Consider the following 19,486-nt stretch of genomic DNA (forward strand, 5'->3'; position numbering starts at 1 on the left):
GTCCGGGCGCTGCCGCTCAGCCCTTGACGGCGAAGTTCACGATCTTCGGGGCGCGCACGATCACGCGCACGATCTGCTTGCCCTCCAGTGCCCGCTGCACGCGCTCGTCGGCGCGGGCCGCCGCCTCCAGATCGGCGTCGGAGATCCCCGCGGGCACCTCGATGGTCGCGCGCACCTTGCCGCCGACCTGCACGGCCGTGGTGACGGTGTCCTCCACCAGCAGCGCGGGATCGGCATCCGGCCACGGCACCCGACTCACCGACGGCTCATGACCGAGCCGCGACCACAGCTCCTCCGCGGTGTGCGGCGAGATGGGCTCGAGCATCAGCGCGACGGTCTCCGCGGCCTCGCGCACGGCGGGATCGGCTCCCCCCGCCCCTGTGTCGATGGTCTTGCGGATGCCGTTGACCAGTTCCATCAGACGCGCGACGAGCACGTTGAACTTCGTCTGCTCGACCAGGGACGGTGCCTCGGCCCGCAGCCGATGCGTGATCCGGCGCAGGGCGACATCGCCCGCCGCGGCATCCGCCCCCACCGGGCTCGTCGTGTCGTCCCCTGCGCGCAGCGCACGGGACAGGAACTTCTGCGCACCGGCCAGGGAGACGCCGTTCCACTCCTTGTCGTCCTCCACCGGGCCGGCGAACGCCAGTCCCAGTCGCAGCGCGTCCGCACCGTATTGCGCCAGCAGGTCGGACAGCTCGACGAGGTTGCCCTTGCTCTTGGACATCTTGGAGCCGTCCATGATGACCATGCCCTGGTTGACGAGGTTCGAGAACGGTTCCTGGAAGTCCACCAGCCCCATGTCGAAGAGCACCTTGGTGATGAAGCGCGCGTACAGCAGGTGCAGGATGGCGTGCTCGACACCGCCGAAGTAACCGTCCACGGGAGCCCAGCGCTTCGCCTGGGCGGGATCGAAGGCGAACTGGTCGCTGTGCGGCGAGAGGAAGCGCAGGAAGTACCAGGAGCTGTCCACGAACGTGTCCATGGTGTCCGGGTCGCGCAGCGCGGGCTCACCGGATGCCGGGTCGACCGTGCGCACCCACGACTCGGCGGCGCCCAGCGGTGAGGAGCCCTTGGGGCGCAGATCCAGTCCCTCCACGCTCGGCAGCGTCACCGGCAGCTGCTCCTCGGGGACCGGAACGACCGAGCCGTCCTGCAGGTGCAGCATGGGAATGGGCGTGCCCCAGAACCGCTGACGGGAGATCAGCCAGTCGCGCAGACGGAAATTCTTCGCCGCACGGCCGTTGCCCGCCTCCGTCATGCGCTGGATGGTCGCGGCGATCGCCGCATCCTTCTCCAGACCGTCCAGCTCGCCGGACCCGGTCATCCTCCCGCTGCCGACCAGCGCGACGCCCGTGACCGCCGGGTCGATCTCCGCCAGATCCTCGCCGGCGTTCGCCCCACCGGCCACCGTGGTGTCCACGACGACGCGGATCGGCAGATCGAAGGTGCGCGCGAAGTCGAGGTCGCGCTGGTCGTGCGCGGGAACGGCCATGACCGCGCCGTGGCCGTAGTCGGCCAGCACGTAGTCGGCCGCCCAGATCGGCAGCCGCTCCCCGTTGACCGGGTTGATCGCGTAACGCTCCAGGAACACGCCGGTCTTCGGACGGTCGGTGGACTGCCGCTCGATCTCGGTCTGCTTCTGAACGGTGTCCAGGTAGTCCTGGAATCGCATCCGCACCTCGGCGGAGGCGCCGGCTGCCAGCTCGGCGGCGAGATCGGCATCCGGGGCGACGACGAAGAACGTGGCGCCGTGCAGCGTGTCGGGGCGCGTGGAGAACACCGTCACCGGCTCGTCGCGGCCCTCGATGTGGAAGTCGACGTCGGCACCCGTGGAACGGCCGATCCAGTTGCGCTGCATCTGCAGCACCTTGTGCGGCCAGTGCCCCTCGAGCTCGTCCAGGTCGTCCAGCAGCCGGTCGGCGTACTCGGTGATCTTGAAGTACCACTGCGTGAGCTTCTTCTTCACGACCTCGGTGCCGCAGCGCTCGCAGCGCCCGTCGACCACCTGCTCGTTGGCGAGCACGGTCTGATCCTTCGGGCACCAGTTCACGGCGCTCTTCTTGCGGTACGCCAGCCCCCGCTCATGCAGCTTCAGGAACAGCCACTGGTTCCAGCGGTAGTACTCCGGGTCGGAGGTGTGCAGCACGCGCGACCAGTCGTACGACATGCCGTAGCCGCGGAAGCCGGCCTTGTGCTGATCGATGTTCCGGTAGGTCCACTCACGCGGGTCCGCACCGCGTTTGATGGCGGCGTTCTCCGCCGGCAGGCCGAACGAGTCCCAGCCGATCGGGTTGAGCACGTTGTGCCCGCGGTGCCGCCAGTAGCGGGCGACGATGTCCGGATACAGGTAGTTGATCGCGTGCCCCATGTGCAGGTCGCCGGAGGGGTACGGGAACATGCCCAGGATGTACTTGCGCGGCCGGTCGTCGTCCTCGCCGCCCGCGAGGAAGGTCTCGTCATCCGCCCAGAACTGCTGCCACTTGCGCTGGATGTCGTGCGCGGACATCGCCTCGGCGGACTCGGAGGGGGTTTCTGACGCGTGCTCGGACAAGGAACGACCAATCTGCAGATGCGGGGGCGGCCCGGAAAAACGGGATGATCCAGATTATCGCGACTGCGCGACGGCCGCCCACTCCGCGGGCACGACGGCTCCCAGCGCCGCCAGCGGCGCGCGGGCCTTGATCGCCACCTCCGCGACCTCCGCGTCGGGCCTGGACAGCCAGGTGATCCCACCGCCCGCACCGACCTGGGCCTCGTCCTGCTCCACGACGACGGAGCGGATGACCATCGCCAGGTCCGCCCTCCCATCCAACCCGACGTGTCCGAAGCACCCCGAGTACACCCCGCGCGGTGCCTGCTCGAGTCCCGCGAGGATCGTCATCGCCGAGAGCTTCGGCGCCCCGGTCATGCTCCCCGCCGGGAACACCGCATCGACGAGATCCCCGACCGTGATGCGCTCCTGGAGCCGTGCATCGACCGTGCTGACCAACTGATGCACGGCGGGGTACGACTCCACGTCCCACAGCCTGCGCACACGCACCGTGCCCGGGACGCTCACGCGGGAGAGGTCGTTGCGCATGAGATCCGCGATCATGACGTTCTCGGCGCGCTCCTTGGCATCCGTGCGCAGCTCCTCCACCAGCCGTGCGTCCTCCTCGGCGGTGGCGCCCCGGGGCCGGGTGCCCTTGATCGGGCTCGTGGAGACCGATCCGCCTGCGACGGAGAGGAACTGCTCGGGGCTCGCACTGAGCAGGAGGCGATCGCCGATGCGGAGGAATCCGCCGTGATGCGCGGGCGTGGCGCGCCGCAGTCGCCGGTAGACGGCGATGGGGTCCGCAGGCCGGGGCACGGTGAAGCGAGTCGTCAGGCAGAGCTGGTACGCGTCGCCGCGCCCGATGGCCGCACGGCATTGCTCGATCATCGCCTGATACTCCACGACGCCGTGCCGCGCCGTCGCCACCACGACTGCCGGCGACGGCGGTGGTGGGGCGGGCACGAGACGCTCCAGCAGCGCCTGCACCTGGGCGCGCCACTGCGCGAGGCGCGCGGGTGCGGCGAGCGCGAACACCCGTCCCGTCGCGTGATCCACGGCGACCGCCCGGTCGACGACGATCCATGCACTGCCACGGTCCGGACCGGACACGGGGGCGCCGAGCGCAGCGGCGCCCTGCTCGTAGCTCAACCAGCCCACCCAGCCGCCGTGGAACGGGATCCCGTCCCCTGCCGGCGCGGGAGACGCGGGCGTCGGTCCGGCGAGTTCGACGGCTCGCACGCGCGACGGGTCGGGCTCGATCCCACCTGTGCCGAGGATGCTCCATCCCCGGGACGCCCGCGCACCCGCGTCCAGCCAGAACGACGCCTCGGAATCGGCGAACAGCCGCAGGAACAGCCTCTCGACGCCGAGAGGCTCGTCCGTGCGGACGGCGAGGGGGGCTGCGTCGAGGGGGCATGGCGCGGACACGACTCTCAGCGTACGGGAGGACGGACGCCGTACGCTCGTGGGGTGAACGACTTCGTGCTCTGGGCGATCGAGACCGTGCAGGCCGTCGACCCCGTCCTTCGCACAGTCATCGCCGGAGTCGCGATCATGCTGGAGACGAGCATCCTCATCGGCCTGATCCTCCCCGGCGATACCGTCGTCCTCGTGGCGGCCATCGGCGTCACGTCCTGGGCGGAGGGGATCGCACTCGGCCTCGCCGTCATCGGCGGGGCGCTCATCGGAGAGTCCTTCGGCTTCTGGCTCGGGCACTGGGCGGGACCCCACATCCGCGCGTCCTGGTTGGGGCGCCGCATCGGCGAGGAGAGTTGGAAGCGCTCGGAGCGCTATCTGCAGCGCCGCGGCGGTATCGCGATCCTGCTGTCGCGCTTCTTCCCCGTGCTGCACTCGCTCGTCCCGCTCACGGTCGGCATGAGCGGCTACGCCTATCGGCGGTTCATCGCCTGGACGCTGCCGGCGTGCACGCTGTGGGCGGCCATCTATGTCGGCCTGGCCGCCGGAGCGGCCGGCAGCTATCCGGAGCTGTCGCACCGCGTGCACTACGCGGGCTACTTCTTCGTCGGGGTGATCGCGGTGGCGCTGCTGGTGATCTACCTCGTCAAGAAGCTCATCGCGCGGCGCGAGGAGCATCACATGAAGGAGGAGCCGCGGCCCGAAGCGTGAAAGACTGGGTGCGATGACCTCCGCTTCAGCGTCCAGGATCCACTGGTTCGCCCGGCTCGAGCGCCGGTTCCACGTCTGGCGCGAGCGCCGCGCCCGCCGACGTGGGCGTTCGGCGACGATCGTGCCGTTCCCCGGCTACGGCGGATCCGGCTGGGTGCGCGTGGTGGGGCGGGTGCTCATCGTCCCGCCTCCGCCGAGACGGGATCGGGGAGAGGGCACGGGCGTCCGCGGCTGGCGGGCGTTCGTCGGCATACCGGTCGGCTTCGCGGCCGTCCAGGTCCACCTGGCCGGTCGCACCCACGACGTGGTCGCCGACCGCGGCGGGGTGATCGACACCGTCATCCGCGCCGATCTCGCGCCCGGCTGGCAGCGCTTCACGATGTCGGTCGAAGGGCGCGACCCCGTGGACGCCACCGTGTTCGTCGTCTCCGACGACGCCCGGTTCGGGGTGGTGTGCGATGTGGACGACACCATCATGGTCACGGCGCTCCCCCGCCCGTTCATCGCCGCGTGGAACTCCTTCGTCCTTGACGAGCACGCCCGCACCCCCGTACCGGGGATGGCGGTGCTTCTCGAGCAGCTGCGCCGCGAGCATCCGGGGTCGCCGGTCGTCTATCTGTCCACGGGCGCGTGGAACGTCGCCCCCACCCTGCGCCGGTTCCTGAACCGGCATCTGTTCCCTCCGGGTGCCATGCTGCTCACCGACTGGGGCCCCACCCACGACCGCTGGTTCCGCAGTGGCCGCGCGCACAAGTCCGAGAACCTGCGACGCCTCGCCGCGGAGTTCCCCGAGGTGCGGTGGCTGCTCATCGGCGACGACGGGCAGCACGACGAGGCCATCTACTCGGACTTCCTCGCGGAGCACCCGGACTCCGTCGCCGGTGTCGCCATCCGGCGCCTGCTGCCGGCGGAGGCGGTGCTGGCCGGCGGCCGGGCCACGGTGGAGCACACCGCGGACCCGGTTCCGTGGGTGAGCGCGGAGGACGGCGCCGGGCTGCGCGACCGGCTCCGTGAAGCGGGTCTCATCGACCCCCGCTGACCGGCTGTCCGCGTATCCTCGTGTGGTGGACGTCTCCGCCATCCTCCCCCGTGACGAGTGGGTCCAGCGCGCCGCCCGGCATGAGGAGCGGGCCGACGCGCTGACCGCCGCGCACCGGTCCCGCGCGGCGCACGGTGAGAAGCACCCGGTGTGGGACTTCCTGTTCACGTACTACGCGTACCGGCCCTCCCTGCTCCGACGCTGGCATCCCGGGGCGGGCGTCGCACTCGCGGACGCGCCGGAGCGCGCGGGCTGGCGCTGGTACTCGGATGCGGCCCGCCATGGCGTCGTCGAGACGGACGCCGTGGTTCCGGATGCGGAGGCCTTCCGCACCGAGAAGCCGCAGCTGGCGTCGCTGGTCGAGCGGATGCTGCGCCGCACCGCCTCCCGGCCGGGCCAGTTCGGCTGCTTCGGCCTGCACGAGTGGGCCATGGTGTATCGGGAGCAGGAGCATCGGCATCCGATTCCCCTGCGACTGGGGCAGGCCGGGACGGATGCCGTGGTGGAGACGCACGAGCTGCGCTGCACGCACGTCGACGCGTTCCGTTTCTTCACCCCGGAGGCCGTGCCCCGCAACCGTCTCGCTCCGACCCGTGCCTCCCAGCCGGAGCTGGAGCAGCCCGGATGCCTGCATGCGGGCATGGACGTGTACAAGTGGGCGATGAAGCTCGGACCGCTGGTCCCGGGCGAACTGCTGCTGGACGCCTTCGAGCTGGCGCGCGACATCCGTCTGCTGGACATGCAGGCGGCTCCCTACGACCTGACGGAGTGGGGCGTGCGGCCGGTGCGCATCGAGACCGCGGACGGCAAAGCCGAGTACGTGCGCCGTCAGCGCGCGTTCGCCGCGCGCAGCACGGCACTGCGAAAGCGGATGCTGAACGCCTGGCTGGGCGAACCGGCATCCGCCGACTACTGAGCCGCCGCGGAGTCCGCCAGGCGCATTCGCAGCGCCATGACGTGCACGGCGGCATCCCGCAGCCGCGCCGCGGGCAGCGTGCCGTCGTCGACCGCCCGCGCGATCCCCGCGGCCATCTCCGCTGCGGTCCGCGCCGTGGATCCGGCGACCATGAGCACCATGTCGTTGCCGGCGGCGAGAGCGGTCACCGCGTTCGCCACCGGGTCCCGGTAGGCGTCGATGCCCGAGGATGCGAGCATCCCCAGGTCGTCGGTGATCGCCACGCCCCGGAAGCCCAGCTCGTCGCGGGCGATCTCGTGCCAGCGCGCGGACAGGGAGGCCGGTGCCGAGTCCACCGCCGTGTAGGCGAGGTGACCGAACATCAGCAGGTCGGCGCCCGCGTCGATCCCCGCCGCGAACGGCACGGCATCGGCGGAGCGCCACTGCGACAGCGACTCGTCGGTGCCGGGGATGCCGTGATGGGAGTCTCCCGGCGCCGCGCCGTGACCGGGGAAGTGCTTGAGCGTGGAGAGCACGATGCCCCGCTCCCCCTGCACCGCCGCGGCGACATGCGCGGCCGAGGAGTCGGGGTCGGTGCCCAGCGCGCGGGAGGAGATGAACGACGACGACGAGCGGGGGATGTCGGCGACGACGCCGAGATTGACGTTCGCACCGGACGCCTGGACCATGCGCGCCCGCTGCGTGAACACTGTTCGTGTGCGCTGGGCGTCCTCGGCCTGCAGGGCCCGTCCGCCGGGGAGCCGATCCCAGGGCAGGCGCGAGACGACGCCGCCCTCCTGGTCGATCGCGATGAGCGGCGGGAGCGCGGGGTCGAGGGTGAGCTCGTCGGCCACCGCCCGGACGGCGTCCTCGTCGCCTGCGATGTTCGCCCCCATCAGGATGAAGCCGCCCAGCGCAGCTCCGCCCGGGCCGGACGCCATGAATTCCCGCAATGCGGCGGGGTCCGTGGTGGGCAGGTGGCCCATGACGACGCTCGCGGCCTGCTCGGCCGTGCTCATGCGGTCCACGGCAGCGTCGACGGGTGACACGGTGGGCGTCGCGGACGGGGACGGTGGTGGTGCCGAGGCGGACCGGTCCGGTTCCGGCATGGACGGTGCCGCTCCGGGTGCGCAGCCGACGAGGAGCATCACCGCCACGGCGGCGACAGCAGTCCCCCGGATCGCGCTGCGCATGTCGGCAACGCTACGCCACCGTCCCGACCGGTACGGCGAAGTCCCGCTCGGCGAGGGCGGCGAGGCTGCGCTGCACGCCCTTCGCGGCGGTGCGGCCGGCACGGTTGGCCCCGATGGTGCTCGCCGAGGGACCATAGCCGACGAGCTGGATGCGCGGGTCGGCCACGGCCGTGGTGCCGCGACCGTCGCGGTCCAACCGGATGCCGCCGTGCTCGCTGCGCAGATGCAGCGGCGCGAGATGCGTGATCGCCGGGCGGAACCCGGTGGCCCAGAGGATGACGTCGACGGCCTCGAATCCGCCGTCCGCCCAGCGCACGCCGTCGGGTTCGATACGGGCGAACATCGGCCGGCGGTCGGCGTAGGCGCCCAGTCGTTCCGCCTCGCGCTCCTGCGGGCGCAGCAGGAGCCCGGTGACGCTGACCACGCTCAAGGGCGGGAGTCCCTGCGCCACGCGCTTCTCGACCAGCGCGACGGCGGCAGCCCCGACCTTCGGGGTGAACTCGTCCGTGCGCCACACCGGCGGCCTGCGCGTGGCCCAGAGCGTGTCGGTGACGGGGGCGAGCGCACCGAGGAACTGCACGGCCGATGCACCGCCGCCGACCACCATCACCCGCCTGCCGCGGAAATGCTCGGGTCCCGGATAGTCCACGGTGTGCAGCTGCTCGCCGAGGAACGTCTCCATACCGGGATAGTGGGGCAGGAAGGGCCGCGTCCAGGTCCCCGTCGCGTTCACGAGCGTGCGCGTACGCCACACGCCGGCATCCGTCCGCGCGATGAGGATTCCCTGCTCGTCGGCGACCTCGCGCACGGTGACGGGCCGGATGACGGGCAGATCGTGGGCCCGCTCGTAGGCGGCGAACGTCGCGGGCACGACCCTGTTGGCACGCTCCTGCGTGCGAGCGGGCGGGGTGTCGCCGGGCAGCCCGGCGACACCGTGCACGTCGACCATCGTCAGGGCGTCCCAGCGGTGCTGCCACGCACCGCCCGGCTTCTCGTTCGCATCCAGGACGACATGGTCGATGCCGAGCCGGCGCAGATGATACGAGGCCGACAGGCCCGCCTGCCCCGCCCCGATCACGACGCTCTCGAGAATGCTCACCCTGGCCTCAACAGCCGGCGGAGCGCCGATGTTCCCCTGCTACACTCACCTGCAGGAGACCGACGGGACGACCCGACGGCGACGTCACAGGCGGGGACGACCCCGCGGAATCGGTTTCGTCATGCGCATCCCCGCCCCGCTCCGCGCGACTCTCACGCCCACGGCGGTCCTCCGGCTGGTGCTCGGCTGGGGGTCGGTCCTCCTGCTGAGCGCGTTCGGCCCGTCGTCCCCGGCCGGACTCCCCACCCCGGTGCTGTGGCTGCTGCTGGCCGGTGTCGTCGTGGTCATCACGATCAGCTCCTTCGGCGTCGTCACCGAGGCCGAGCATCTCGCGCATCGTCTCGGCGACCCCTACGGCACGCTCGTGCTCACCCTGTCGATCGCGGGAATCGAGGTCATCCTCATCTCCGCGGTCATGCTCGGTCCCGGCGAGCACACGACCATCGCGCGGGACTCCGTGATGGCCGTGTCGATGATCATCCTGAACCTCGTGGTCGGTGTCGCCCTGCTGGTGGCCGCGCACAGGCGCCGCGACCTGCGGGTGAACAGCACGGGATTCACCCAGTACCTGGGGATGCTGATCGTCCTGCTGTCGGCGGTCTTCGCGCTTCCCGCCCTGATCGGCGAGGACGGGTCCTACACGCCCGCACAGGCCATCCCCCTCATCCTGCTGACACTCGGACTGTACGCGTTCTTCCTGGCCCGCCAGATGGGTGTTCAGCGGACGGACTTCCAGGAGCTGCCTGACATCGCATCCACCCGCACGCCGTCCTCCACATCCGATGAGGTCCGACCGCCCATCGCCGCTGTGCTCCGGCAGCACCGGGCGGAGCTGATCACCCGCACCGTCATGCTGATCGTCATGGTGCTGCCCGTCGTCCTGCTCTCCCATGAGATGGCCGCACTCCTGGATGACGGCCTGGAGCGTCTGGGCGCACCCGTCGCGCTGTCGGGCGTCCTCATCGCCATGATCGTGTTCCTCCCCGAGACCATCACGACCATCCGAGCGGCGGTGGCCGGGGAGATGCAGCGGGTGAGCAACCTGTGCCATGGCGCCCTCGTCTCCACGGCCGGGATCACCATCCCCGCCGTGCTGACGATCGGTCTGCTCACCGGTCAGACGGTGCTGCTGGCCGAGACGCCGACGAACCTGCTGCTGCTCGGTGCCACCCTGCTGCTGACTCTCGCGACGTTCGCCGGGCGCCGGGCCACCGCCGTGCACGGTGCGACCCACCTGTTCATGTTCGTGCTGTACGGGCTCAGCGTGTTCTCCTGAGCCCTCCGCTCATGCCTGTTCGGCGGAGCCGAACTCGCTCACCAGATACGTCATCGTCCGCGCCACGCACGCCGCGTCGCACCGCCCGGCCTGGTATCCCCCACCGCAGGTGATGAGCTCCTTGAGCACGGGGATCAGCTCCGCCGACTCCGAGCCCAGAGGTGCGAGATCGCGCCCGGCCGCCTGCTCGCCGGCCTGGTATCCGCGGACGGCGGCGATCATGGCATCCGTCATCGCCTGCACGGTGACCTCCCCGCGGAGGAATCCCGGACCCAACGACACCGGGCCCTCGATCGCCGCCCGGATCCGCTCCGCCTGCTGCACCGACTCCGTCGTCTCCGCCATGACCTGCTCCTTCGCCGCCCGATCTTCGATTCCATCATCCTCCCGCTCGGCCGGTCGGGCGTCGCAAGGCCGGTCGGTTCTGTATAGGGTGGTCGTCGGAGTGCACGACAGCGGGCAGGGGGATGCCCGGAGGGGATGCCGATGAACGCCAGGAACGCCAGGAACGCAGCAGCTGCATCGATGCTCGCGGTGCTGTCCGCGCCGCTTCTGCTCACCGGCCCGGCCGTGGCCGCCGAGGAGGGCTCGGAGATCCCCGTCGTCGCCGTCGCCCGCGGGGATGCATCCACCGCGCAGAGTTCGATTCCCAACGGCCGATACGAGTTCGCCGTCCACGGCGTATACCGCTACGACGGCGGCACCGTCGCCTACTGGTCGGTGCGCAGCGACACGGCCTACGACTCCGACGAGCTGTCGGATCCGAGGAAGTTCCACTGGCGGCGCGGGAACTTCGAGAACTCCGGCTTCGGGATCTCGGAGGCGTCGCTCGTCGTCCGCGAGCGCGGCGAGCTCTACACGACGCTGCTGGCCGACGAGGGCGCGGGGATCTGCCTGTGTACGAATGCGCTGGTTCTCGACGACGACGAGCCGCAGGAGTGGCAGACGGTGTATGCGGCCTTCGCCGAGCTGCCCGCCGAGGTCACGCGGGTCTCGATGCATCTGGACGGATACGGCACGGTCGTGCACGACGTGCCGGTGAGCGATGGGCTCCCGCAGCCGCAGGTCGATGCCGAGACGGTGCCCGTCGGCCAGGGCTGGCCGACCGCGCCGGACGCCGATGCCGTGGAGCAGGCGGCGGCTGACCGCAGCGGCGGCCCGATCTGGGTGCTCCACGAGCCGGGCGGTGCCGCCGACGGCAGTTGGAGGAGCACCTCCAGCGGCGAGGAGGAGACCGTCGACATCTCCGCCGATGTGCTCTTCGATTTCGACGAGGCCACGATCACCGCGGCGGCCGACCGTGCGCTCGACGACGTCGCCGCACGGATCCGCGCCTCCGGCGCCCGCTCGGCGACGGTCATCGGACACACCGATTCGACAGGCGACGAGGCGTACAACCAGGACCTCTCCGAACGCCGTGCGCACGCGGTCGAGCAGGCGCTGAAGAGCCGGCTCCCCGGCATCGCACTCGCGGTCGAGGGCCGAGGCGAGACGGAACCCGTCGCACCCAATGACACGGACGAGAACCGAGCGCTGAACCGGCGCGTCACGGTCGTGTTCGTCGGGGGTGAGGACTGATGCGGTCCGGCGTGTTGGGCGGCGTCGCCCTCGTCCTCGCCACGGTGCTCCTGGCGGGCTGCACCGGCGGGGCTCCCGAGCCCGTGGAGGAGACCTCGCCCGCGGCCGACAGGAGCGCCCCACTCACCATGCCCGACTGGGTCGATGACGAACTGGCGGAGCTGGATGCACGGAGCATGCCGGTGCTCGGATCGGCCGAGGGGGAGCTCCCGCACGCCGACACGACGCTGACCGTCGACGTCCTCGCCGTCGACCGCCACGACGACGGACTCGATCTCACGTTCCGCCTCACCCCCGATGAGGAGATCAGCAGCTTCCTGTTCTCGCACGAGCTCTCGGATGAGACGCTCAGCTCGGAGATCAGTGCCGTCCGACTGATCTCCGGCGACGAGTACGTCGCGCCGATCCGCTACCGGGCCGACCCGGAGACCTGGCCGAACATCAAGGACCTGCGCTGCCTGTGCTCCAAGCTGCCGCGGAAGCTGGGCACGGACGGCATCGTGCTGCACGCGAGCTTCCCCGACTTCACCGATGCCGTCGTCGACGTCGCCGTCGCCATGCCGGGATTCTCCCCGGTCGCGGGGATCCCGGTGCGCTGATCAGCCTCGGCCTGTGCGCCGAACCGGCGACACACCCGGGTCACCCGAGCGATTGGCGAACGCTCCGCGCGTCGTTGTATGCTTTACAGGTTGCCGGGGCTCCGGTCCCGCAACGCGATGGGCCTGTGGCGCAGCTGGTAGCGCACCTGCATGGCATGCAGGGGGTCAGGGGTTCGAGTCCCCTCAGGTCCACCCAAAGTGTCTTACGGGAACACGCGACATCGAAAGATGTGGTGTGTTCCCGTAAGGGTTCCTCTCCCTCGTCGCTGGGGGTCTTGCTCTCGCGGATGATGGTGGCGAACGGCTCGGCCAGGCGCGGACGTAGTTGCTCGTCATCGGTGATGTCGAGGCGGGTGTAGAACGCCTGGTTCGCCAGCCGCCGGTCGGCATCACCTGAACGAGCGTAGGCACGGTGCGCGTCGGTGAGCAGCCGCAGCGAGTCGTGCAGGAACGCGCGTCCGCCGGTGTGGTGCTCATCGTGCTCGGCAAGGCGCTGGTTCACGTCGGACAGGCCCGCCCGGATGCGGTCTTGATGCCGCTTCAAGGTCGGCAGGTCAATCGCGTCGGCGAAGTGCGCGGCCAGCAGCTTGTCGCTCTCCGACTCCAACTTGGCCCGGTTCGCCATGAGGTCGGCGATCTCCTGGTCGTGGCCCGCCATGCGCTTGTCGAACGCCGCGTCCACCCGCTTGGCGAGGTCGCGGTAGGTGTCGTCGCTGATCGTGATGGAGGCGTAGGAGTCCGCGACGAGACGTTCCGCGACCGCGACCGGAACCGCCCGCCTCGTGCAGCTCGTCTTCTTGGCGGCGCGGCCGGAGCAGACGAAGTAGGCGTAGGTGGTGCCGCGCGGGTTGGTGGCGAAGTCGAGGAGCATCCGCGACCCGCAGGTGCCGCAGTACAACAGGCCTTTGAGGTGATGGGCGTGCTGCACATGCCGGGTCTGCTTCGCGGTCCGCGCTTTCAGTAGCGACTGCACCTGATCGAACAGCGCCGCTTCCACGATGGGCTCGTGCGCACCGGGATACAGGGCGCCCTTGTACCGGATCAGCCCGGCGTAGTACGGGTTCGTCAGCAGCTTGTAGAGCGTGTTCTTCCCCAGCGGCTTGCTCGGGCGCTTCGGCGTCGGCACCGTGACCAAGCCGCGTGCGGTGAGGTCGCGCAGCAGCCCGGTCACCGAGGTCTCACCCTCGGCATAATGCTCGAACGCCCACCGGATCAGCGGCGCACGCTCGGGGTCGACCTCAACGGTTCTGATTTCGCGGCCGTTCTCATCCGTCTTGCGGACGTTGAGGTAACCGATGGGGGCGCGCATCGGGGTGCCGCCCTGGGCGATCTTCTGCGATAGGCCCTTGGACACTTCGGTGGCGAGGTTGCGGCTGTAGAACTCCGCGATGGACGACATGATGCCGTGCACGAGCATCCCCGAGGGCGTCTGGTCGATCGACTCCGTAGCCGACACCAATGTCACGCCCGCAGACAGCAGTGCTTGGTGGATGGTCACGTCGTCGGCGCGGTTGCGGGCGAGCCGGTCGAGCTTGTGCACGATGCAGAACTGCACCCGAGACGCAGCGATGAACGCCAGCATCTCTTTCAGGCCGTCACGATCCGCCGAGCGTGCCGACTCGCCTGCGTCCACGAACTCGTGCACGATCCGCGCCCCGAGTTCGTCGGCCTTGCGCTGGTTGGCCTCACGCTGGGCGGGGATCGAGAACCCCTCGTCAGTGCCGCCACGCTCGGCCTGCTCGCGCGTGGAGACACGTAGATAGGACACGGCCAGCAGCACCGGCTTGTCGCCTGTCCAGCCGTCGGTGACGCCTGCCGGGGCGAGGGCGGGAGCGGTGATGGTGCTCATGCGGTGCTCCTTCGTTGGTGCGGTTGCTCTGCTTCTACTCTGCCTCGTTCGTCTGACACCGGCCCGAGTCCATCAGGTGCCGGGAGGTCGTAGGGGTCGGGTTCCCCGGCGCGGTGCGCGTCGTAGCGGGCCTGGGTGATGTTCAGCACCCACTCCACCAATTTGCGCATGTCTGGTTCCTCCCGTCGCTCCGCCCGCAGTCGCAACTGAGGCGGATCGTTGCCCTTGCCTGTTCCGAGCGCACCCCTGCTCTGCGCCGCGCGTCGCGGCGACTCATCACTCGTGCGTCGGGGCCGGTCGCTCATCTCTATCTCACGTCGTGGCAGATACGTGAGTTATAGAGTAGCACACACATGGCGTAGCGGCCATTGCATGAGGTCATGTAGGATTGGGAGCATGATCGAGGACTTGGAAAGTGTGCCGCTGCTGGTCGCGGCGGACTTGCCTGCGGGCTGGCAGATGCCCGACGCCTCGCCCATCGACCCCGAACGCGACAGCCCCGCGATCGACGCGGCACTCAGGTATGAGCAGTGGGTCGATCCCGCGCCGGGGCTGGATCGCAGGCTGAACTCCAGCCACAACAACACCGACTCCGGGCGCTGGTTCCTCATCCAGCACACCGAGTCGTCCACTCGTGTGCTGCTGCGCCTGCAACGCCAATACCTGCTGGACGAGGAACCCAAGGGCGAGGTGCGGATCACCGGGATCGTCTACCTGCCCGAGTGGGCAGGCGATCCCGTGGCGAGCCCGATGCTCCGCAACCTGCCCACGTCGCGGATCGAGGCGGCGATCAACCGCCGCCAGTTCGCCGTCACCGGAGCCAGCCGGTTCGAGGGCAGCACCATGACCATGCCGTCGGGTCGCGTCCTCCGCTCGGCGGATGTGATGAAGCCGTTGGGGAACCCGAAGCGCACCCCGGACTTCTACGAGGTCGTTGCCCTCCAGCACACCCGCCTCGTAGACGACGGCGAACCGAACCCGACCGCGAGAATGGCCGAGCTCAGCCGCGTGCCGCTCTCGACCGCGCAGGGCTGGGTCGCCCGCGCCCGCCGCAAAGGACTGCTCCCACCCGGACGCCGAGGCCGCGCCGGATAAGGCCCGCATGACGAGCTGGGCGGTTGACGACGCGGGCGTGGTGCGCCTGCCGGACGGTCGTCTGATCCGTGGCACAGGTGCGCGTCGGCCTCGCGGTCAGGCCCCGGCCCCTGAGTTCGCCGTCTACCTCCTGGGCCGCGACCCTCGCGTGGCCGACTGGCCCTACCGCTGGGTCAGGTGGCCCGACTTCCGCCTGCCTGCCTCCACCGAGGACGCCGTAGACGCGCTCAGGGAAGCTCACACGCGGGCCGCGTCCGAGCGAGTCGAGATTGCCTGCGGCGGCGGGATCGGCAGAACCGGAACCGCCCTCGCGGTGCTCGCCGTGATGAGCGGCGTTCCAGCCGACACCGCCGTGGAGTGGGTGCGAACGAACTACCACCCCCGAGCCGTCGAGACACGCCGCCAACGCGCCTGGATCGCCACCGTCGCATCCTCCCTCTCCTGACACCAAGCCCCCGCCCCTCGCCGCACTCGCGAGCGCACCCGCTCGCCACACCCCCCAGCGCTCCCAACCGCTCGCCACACCCTCCCGGTTCTCGCCCTTATCTCAGTGAATGAACGTAATCTAAGTGACGTAGTTGCTGATACGCTAGATGGTGAGTGGGGCAGACGCAAGGGTGGTGGTCGAGATGCAGGGCGGCGTGATCCCGTTCCGGGGCACCGGAGCCGACGCGCTGCGCTACGTCGAGGCCGACTGTTCCCGCGCTGACGACTACTACCTGGGCGCGGAAGCGACCGTCGCGCAGTTCGCGGCACTCGACGGATCGGGCGAGGTGACCGCTGAGCTGGCGCTTGATCCTGTGGGGTATGCGAGGTGGGTGGACTGGGAGAACCCGCTCACGGGCGAGTCGATGGGCAAACCGCGCCGGGCGGGGTCGGATCGGCGAGGCTCGCCCCGGTTCATGGAGATGGTCATCAACACGCCCAAGAGCTTGTCGATCGCCGCCGCCCTGCACCCCGAGGTCTCGGAGGTGCTGGATGCGGCGCAACAGGATGCCCTCAGCGAGATTCGGCGCTGGCTCGCCCAGCACTCCGTGACTCGTGTCGGGCCGTTGGGGGCGCAGGAGGTCGTACCCATCGAGAGCATGCAGGTCGTGGGCATCACGCACCGCACGTCGCGGGCGGGTGATCCGCACCGGCATATTCATATGCAGATCGGCATGAGAGTGTGGGCGGCGGGCAAGTGGCGGGGCTTGAACGGCGCTGCGCTGTTCAAGCAGCAGGGCGCGATCCGCGCCCTCGGCACCGCCGTGATCGCCGCCCACCCCGACCTCGCCGCCGTGCTCGACCGGCACGGCCTGACCCTCGACCCCGCCACCGGCGAAGTCGCCGAGTTGGAGCCGTTCAACGCGCTCATGTCGAAGCGGGGCGAGCAGGTGCGCAAGAATCTCGAACGCTTCGAATCCGAATGGGATCAAGCGCACCCCGGCGAGATGATCGGGCCGGTCGTCGCCTCCCGCCTGCGCGCCGAGGCGTGGGCGTATGAGCGACCCGCGAAGAAGCCCACCACCCTGCGGGAGGAAGCCGCATGGGTGACCGAGCTGCGCGAAGCCGGATACGACCCCGAACGGGTCGAACGCAAGACTGCGCAACCCCCAGTGCTGCTTGAAGACCTCAGCATGCAACAGGTCGCGTCGCGGGCGCTGGATCGGTGCGCCGCTAGTGCGTCGGCATGGACGCCGCACACTGTGGAGGAACATGTCACCCGGATCACGACCGAGGCAGGCGTGCAGGCCACACCGCAGGAGTTGCGCGAGTTCGTGAGCCTCGCAACCGATCTTGCGGTATCGGATTGCTTCTCCATCCTGCCGCCTGGCGCAGCTGCACCGGAGTACGTCGCCCACCTGACCAGCGTCGGCGTGGTCGCCGCTGAGACCGCGCTGCGCGACCAGCTCACCGCCGCAACCCTGCGCCGGGAGCCGAAACCAGCGGACGTGACCGAGGCCGCACACACCGCCGGGCTCGATGAGGGGCAGACGGTCGCCGCCGCTGCGGTCGCCTCGAACGATCCGCTGGTGATCGTGGAGGGTGCAGCCGGGGCCGGGAAGACCACGATGCTCGGCGGCGCCATCGAGGTCGCCGCCGAGCAGGGCAGGGCGTCGCGGGTGGTTGCGCCGACGCTGCGGGCGGCGCAGGTCGCGCACGACGAACTCGGCGTACCCGCCACCAGTGTTGCGGCGCTGGTGTATGCGCATGGGTGGCGGTGGAACGCCGACGGCGTATGGACACGCCTCACGCGGGGCGATACCGACCCTGAGACCGGGCGCGCATTCACCGGCCCACCGCGAGAAACGGTGCTGTCGCGGGGTGAGCGGGTGATCGTCGACGAGGCCGGGATGCTCGACCAAGACACCGCCCACGCCCTCCTCACCATCACTGCCGAAGCAAACGCGACGGTTGCGCTCGTCGGCGACCGCGCCCAACTCCCCGCCGTCGGGCGCGGCGGTGTGCTCGACATTGCCGCACAGATCAGGGGCCGTACCTACGATATGAGCGAGCTGCATCGCTTCACCGATGCCCAGTACGCGGCGCTCACGCTGGCGATGCGAGACCGCGAGAACCCCGGCGAGGTGTTCGACCGGCTCGCCGCTATGAAGCTCGTGACGTTGCATGCGGACGACGAGCAGGCCCGCGACCACATCACCGTCAGCGCCCGCGCCCGCGCCCGCGCCCGCGACGGCGACGGCGAGGCGATCACGGTGTCGACCAATGACGAGGCGGCGGCGTTGAATGAGCGCATCCGCGCCGGACGGATCGAGCGTGGCGAGGTCGACGACACGGTGACGGAGACCGGCAGCGACGGGCTGAGCATCGGGGCCGGTGACCTGATCCAGACCCGCAAGAACAACAGTGATCTTGGGGTGGCGAACCGGCAGCAGTGGATCGTGCAGCACGTCGAGAGCGACGGCACGGTCTACGCGCGTGAGGTCGGCAGCGGGCGCAAGAGCCCGCGCACCGTTGCCCTGCCTGCCGAGTATTTGGGTGAGCATGCGCACCTGTCCTACGCCGCCACCGCCTACGGCGTCCAAGGCGCCACCGTCGATGCCTCGCACACGGTGCTGTCGGAGGCGACGAGCGCGGCGGGCGTCTACGTCGGCATGACCCGAGGCCGCAACACGAACCGGCTCCACGTCGTCGCGGAAGACCTCGCGGATGCGCGGGCGCAGTTCATCGACGCGATGGAACGCGACCCCGCAGACCGGGGCCTCGACCACGCCACCCACGCCGCACAAGAAGCCGTGCGCGGCCTCGTCAACGACGGCCCCGTGCGGCTCGTCACCGAAGAACTCGCCCGCCTCGACCACGAAGCCGAACGCGCACAACGGACGGCGGCACGATGGGAGCAGATCGCCGCCAGGCTCGACGCCCAACGCTCCACCCACCGCGCCGAGGACGACGAGAGTGCTGCTGTACTCCGCAAGGCCGAAGAAGTCGCCGAGCAGGTGCGCGCCGAGGCCGCCAGGCCGCTCACCGTCCAAGCCGAGCACGACGGGGCCGCCTACCTCGCCGCCGTGGAGAACGAGGCCGCTACCAGCGCCCGCCTCGCCACCGTGGGCAGGTTCGGCAGGCGCAAAGCCCGTACTGAGCACCGCGCCGCGACCGAACACACGCAGGAGCTGCGTGGACAGGTCAGCAGCGAATGGGGCACCACCCCGACCTACGCCGATTGTCTCCCGGCATGGGCGAGCAGGGCCGCCGAGAAGCGTGCAGAGACCGATCCTCGCGTGGCCGAGGCTGTGCAGACCGTCGCCGCCGCGACTGCCAACCGTGAGGCGATGCGGGAACGCCATGAGCAGGAGCGTCTGGCGTTGCTGGTCAGCGAGTACGGGCCACAGCAGGCCCGCCGCGACCAGCTCGGCATTCGCACCACCAGCCCCCACCGCAAGGCTCGCGACACCAGAAACCGGGGCGCCATGACTCGGGCCGAAGCCGACCAACTCCGTAGCCTGCCCGTGAACGAAGCCGCCGAACGCATCGAAGCCAAGCGCGCCGAGCAGGAGCAAGCGCGGCAGCGAGTCGCAGAGCGGGCACAGCGGCTTCCCGACCCATTCGCGCACGACACCCACCGCAGCGGGACTGTCTTATTTTCGGTGTTTCTGGGTCGGCCTGACCGAGAGGAATAGGCCGTGATGGACACGACCGAGATGATCGATCCTGTGACGGGAGAGATCATCGATGAGCAGCAGCTCGCGGAGCAGC

At 70.0% G+C, this 19,486-nt stretch carries 14 protein-coding genes, 1 tRNA gene and 1 pseudogene; 10 read left to right on the top strand and 6 right to left on the bottom strand.

The window, feature by feature from the left end; translation table 11 throughout:
• Positions 1–16 precede the first annotated feature (16 nt).
• Together leuS and pabB are read right to left on the bottom strand one after the other, a co-directional pair.
• The gene (leuS, locus tag ABD770_RS14615) at positions 17–2,509 is read right to left on the bottom strand and encodes a leucine--tRNA ligase (protein ID WP_344820417.1); all 2,493 of its coding nucleotides are present in this window, start codon (positions 2,507–2,509) and stop codon (positions 17–19) included.
• Between the two features lie 99 nt (positions 2,510–2,608).
• Positions 2,609–3,964: an aminodeoxychorismate synthase component I gene (pabB, locus tag ABD770_RS14620; RefSeq protein WP_344820418.1), complete on the bottom strand. Its 1,356-nt coding sequence runs from the start codon at positions 3,962–3,964 to the stop codon at positions 2,609–2,611.
• A gap of 42 nt (positions 3,965–4,006) precedes the next feature.
• Here pabB and ABD770_RS14625 point away from each other — a divergent pair, with 42 nt between their 5' ends.
• From ABD770_RS14625 to ABD770_RS14635, 3 genes are read left to right on the top strand one after another with little or no spacing between them, the layout of a single operon-like run.
• The gene (locus ABD770_RS14625) at positions 4,007–4,663 is read left to right on the top strand and encodes a DedA family protein (protein ID WP_344820419.1); all 657 of its coding nucleotides are present in this window, start codon (positions 4,007–4,009) and stop codon (positions 4,661–4,663) included.
• A gap of 13 nt (positions 4,664–4,676) precedes the next feature.
• A complete protein-coding gene (locus tag ABD770_RS14630) occupies positions 4,677–5,702 on the top strand; it encodes an App1 family protein phosphatidate phosphatase (RefSeq protein WP_344820421.1) in 1,026 nt (341 codons plus the stop codon).
• 25 nt (positions 5,703–5,727) lie between these two features.
• Positions 5,728–6,618, top strand: coding sequence for a 3-methyladenine DNA glycosylase (locus ABD770_RS14635; RefSeq protein WP_344820422.1), 891 nt, complete (start codon positions 5,728–5,730; stop codon positions 6,616–6,618).
• On the opposite strand, the gene ABD770_RS14640 is transcribed toward ABD770_RS14635, so the two are convergent.
• Together ABD770_RS14640 and ABD770_RS14645 are read right to left on the bottom strand one after the other, a co-directional pair.
• Positions 6,612–7,790, bottom strand: a complete 1,179-nt coding sequence (locus ABD770_RS14640) for a glycoside hydrolase family 3 N-terminal domain-containing protein (protein WP_344820423.1) — start codon at positions 7,788–7,790, stop codon at positions 6,612–6,614. The two genes, ABD770_RS14635 and ABD770_RS14640, sit on opposite strands and share 7 nt — an antisense overlap.
• A 10-nt stretch (positions 7,791–7,800) precedes the next feature.
• Complete coding sequence (locus ABD770_RS14645) at positions 7,801–8,889, bottom strand: NAD(P)-binding domain-containing protein (RefSeq protein ID WP_344820424.1); 1,089 nt, start codon at positions 8,887–8,889, stop codon at positions 7,801–7,803.
• A 121-nt stretch (positions 8,890–9,010) separates the two neighbouring features.
• On the opposite strand from ABD770_RS14645, the gene ABD770_RS14650 reads away from it, so the two are divergent.
• On the top strand, positions 9,011–10,165 hold the full coding sequence (locus ABD770_RS14650; RefSeq protein ID WP_344820425.1) for a calcium:cation antiporter: 1,155 nt from the start codon (positions 9,011–9,013) through the stop codon (positions 10,163–10,165).
• A 9-nt stretch (positions 10,166–10,174) separates the two neighbouring features.
• Here ABD770_RS14650 and ABD770_RS14655 read toward each other — a convergent pair whose 3' ends face one another.
• A complete protein-coding gene (locus ABD770_RS14655; RefSeq protein WP_344820426.1) occupies positions 10,175–10,510 on the bottom strand; it encodes a hypothetical protein in 336 nt (111 codons plus the stop codon).
• 141 nt (positions 10,511–10,651) lie between these two features.
• On the opposite strand from ABD770_RS14655, the gene ABD770_RS14660 reads away from it, so the two are divergent.
• The 3 genes from ABD770_RS14660 to ABD770_RS14670 all read left to right on the top strand — a co-directional run bounded on the left by ABD770_RS14660 (position 10,652) and on the right by ABD770_RS14670 (position 12,534).
• Complete coding sequence (locus ABD770_RS14660; protein WP_344820427.1) at positions 10,652–11,743, top strand: OmpA family protein; 1,092 nt, start codon at positions 10,652–10,654, stop codon at positions 11,741–11,743.
• Positions 11,743–12,342: a hypothetical protein gene (locus tag ABD770_RS14665; protein ID WP_344820428.1), complete on the top strand. Its 600-nt coding sequence runs from the start codon at positions 11,743–11,745 to the stop codon at positions 12,340–12,342. The genes ABD770_RS14660 and ABD770_RS14665 overlap by 1 nt, the downstream gene beginning before the upstream one ends.
• 119 nt (positions 12,343–12,461) lie before the next feature.
• A tRNA-Ala gene (locus ABD770_RS14670) sits at positions 12,462–12,534 on the top strand.
• Between the two features lie 604 nt (positions 12,535–13,138).
• Here ABD770_RS14670 and ABD770_RS14675 read toward each other — a convergent pair.
• Positions 13,139–14,191, bottom strand: a pseudogene (locus ABD770_RS14675) (recombinase family protein); the annotation flags it as partial.
• A 396-nt stretch (positions 14,192–14,587) separates the two neighbouring features.
• Here ABD770_RS14675 and ABD770_RS14680 point away from each other — a divergent pair.
• From ABD770_RS14680 to mobF, 3 genes are all read left to right on the top strand, one after another.
• Positions 14,588–15,286, top strand: a complete 699-nt coding sequence (locus tag ABD770_RS14680) for a hypothetical protein (RefSeq protein WP_344820429.1) — start codon at positions 14,588–14,590, stop codon at positions 15,284–15,286.
• 7 nt (positions 15,287–15,293) lie between these two features.
• Positions 15,294–15,731 (top strand): protein-tyrosine phosphatase family protein, encoded by a 438-nt coding sequence (locus ABD770_RS14685; RefSeq protein ID WP_312677693.1) that lies wholly within the window; start codon positions 15,294–15,296, stop codon positions 15,729–15,731.
• 184 nt (positions 15,732–15,915) lie between these two features.
• Positions 15,916–19,410 carry a MobF family relaxase gene (mobF, locus tag ABD770_RS14690; RefSeq protein ID WP_344820451.1) on the top strand — a complete coding sequence of 1,165 codons (3,495 nt, stop codon included), beginning with the start codon at positions 15,916–15,918 and terminating at the stop codon, positions 19,408–19,410.
• Positions 19,411–19,486 lie beyond the last annotated feature (76 nt).

This window comes from Microbacterium soli (assembly GCF_039539005.1).
GTDB classification, from domain to species: Bacteria; Actinomycetota; Actinomycetes; order Actinomycetales; family Microbacteriaceae; genus Microbacterium; species Microbacterium soli.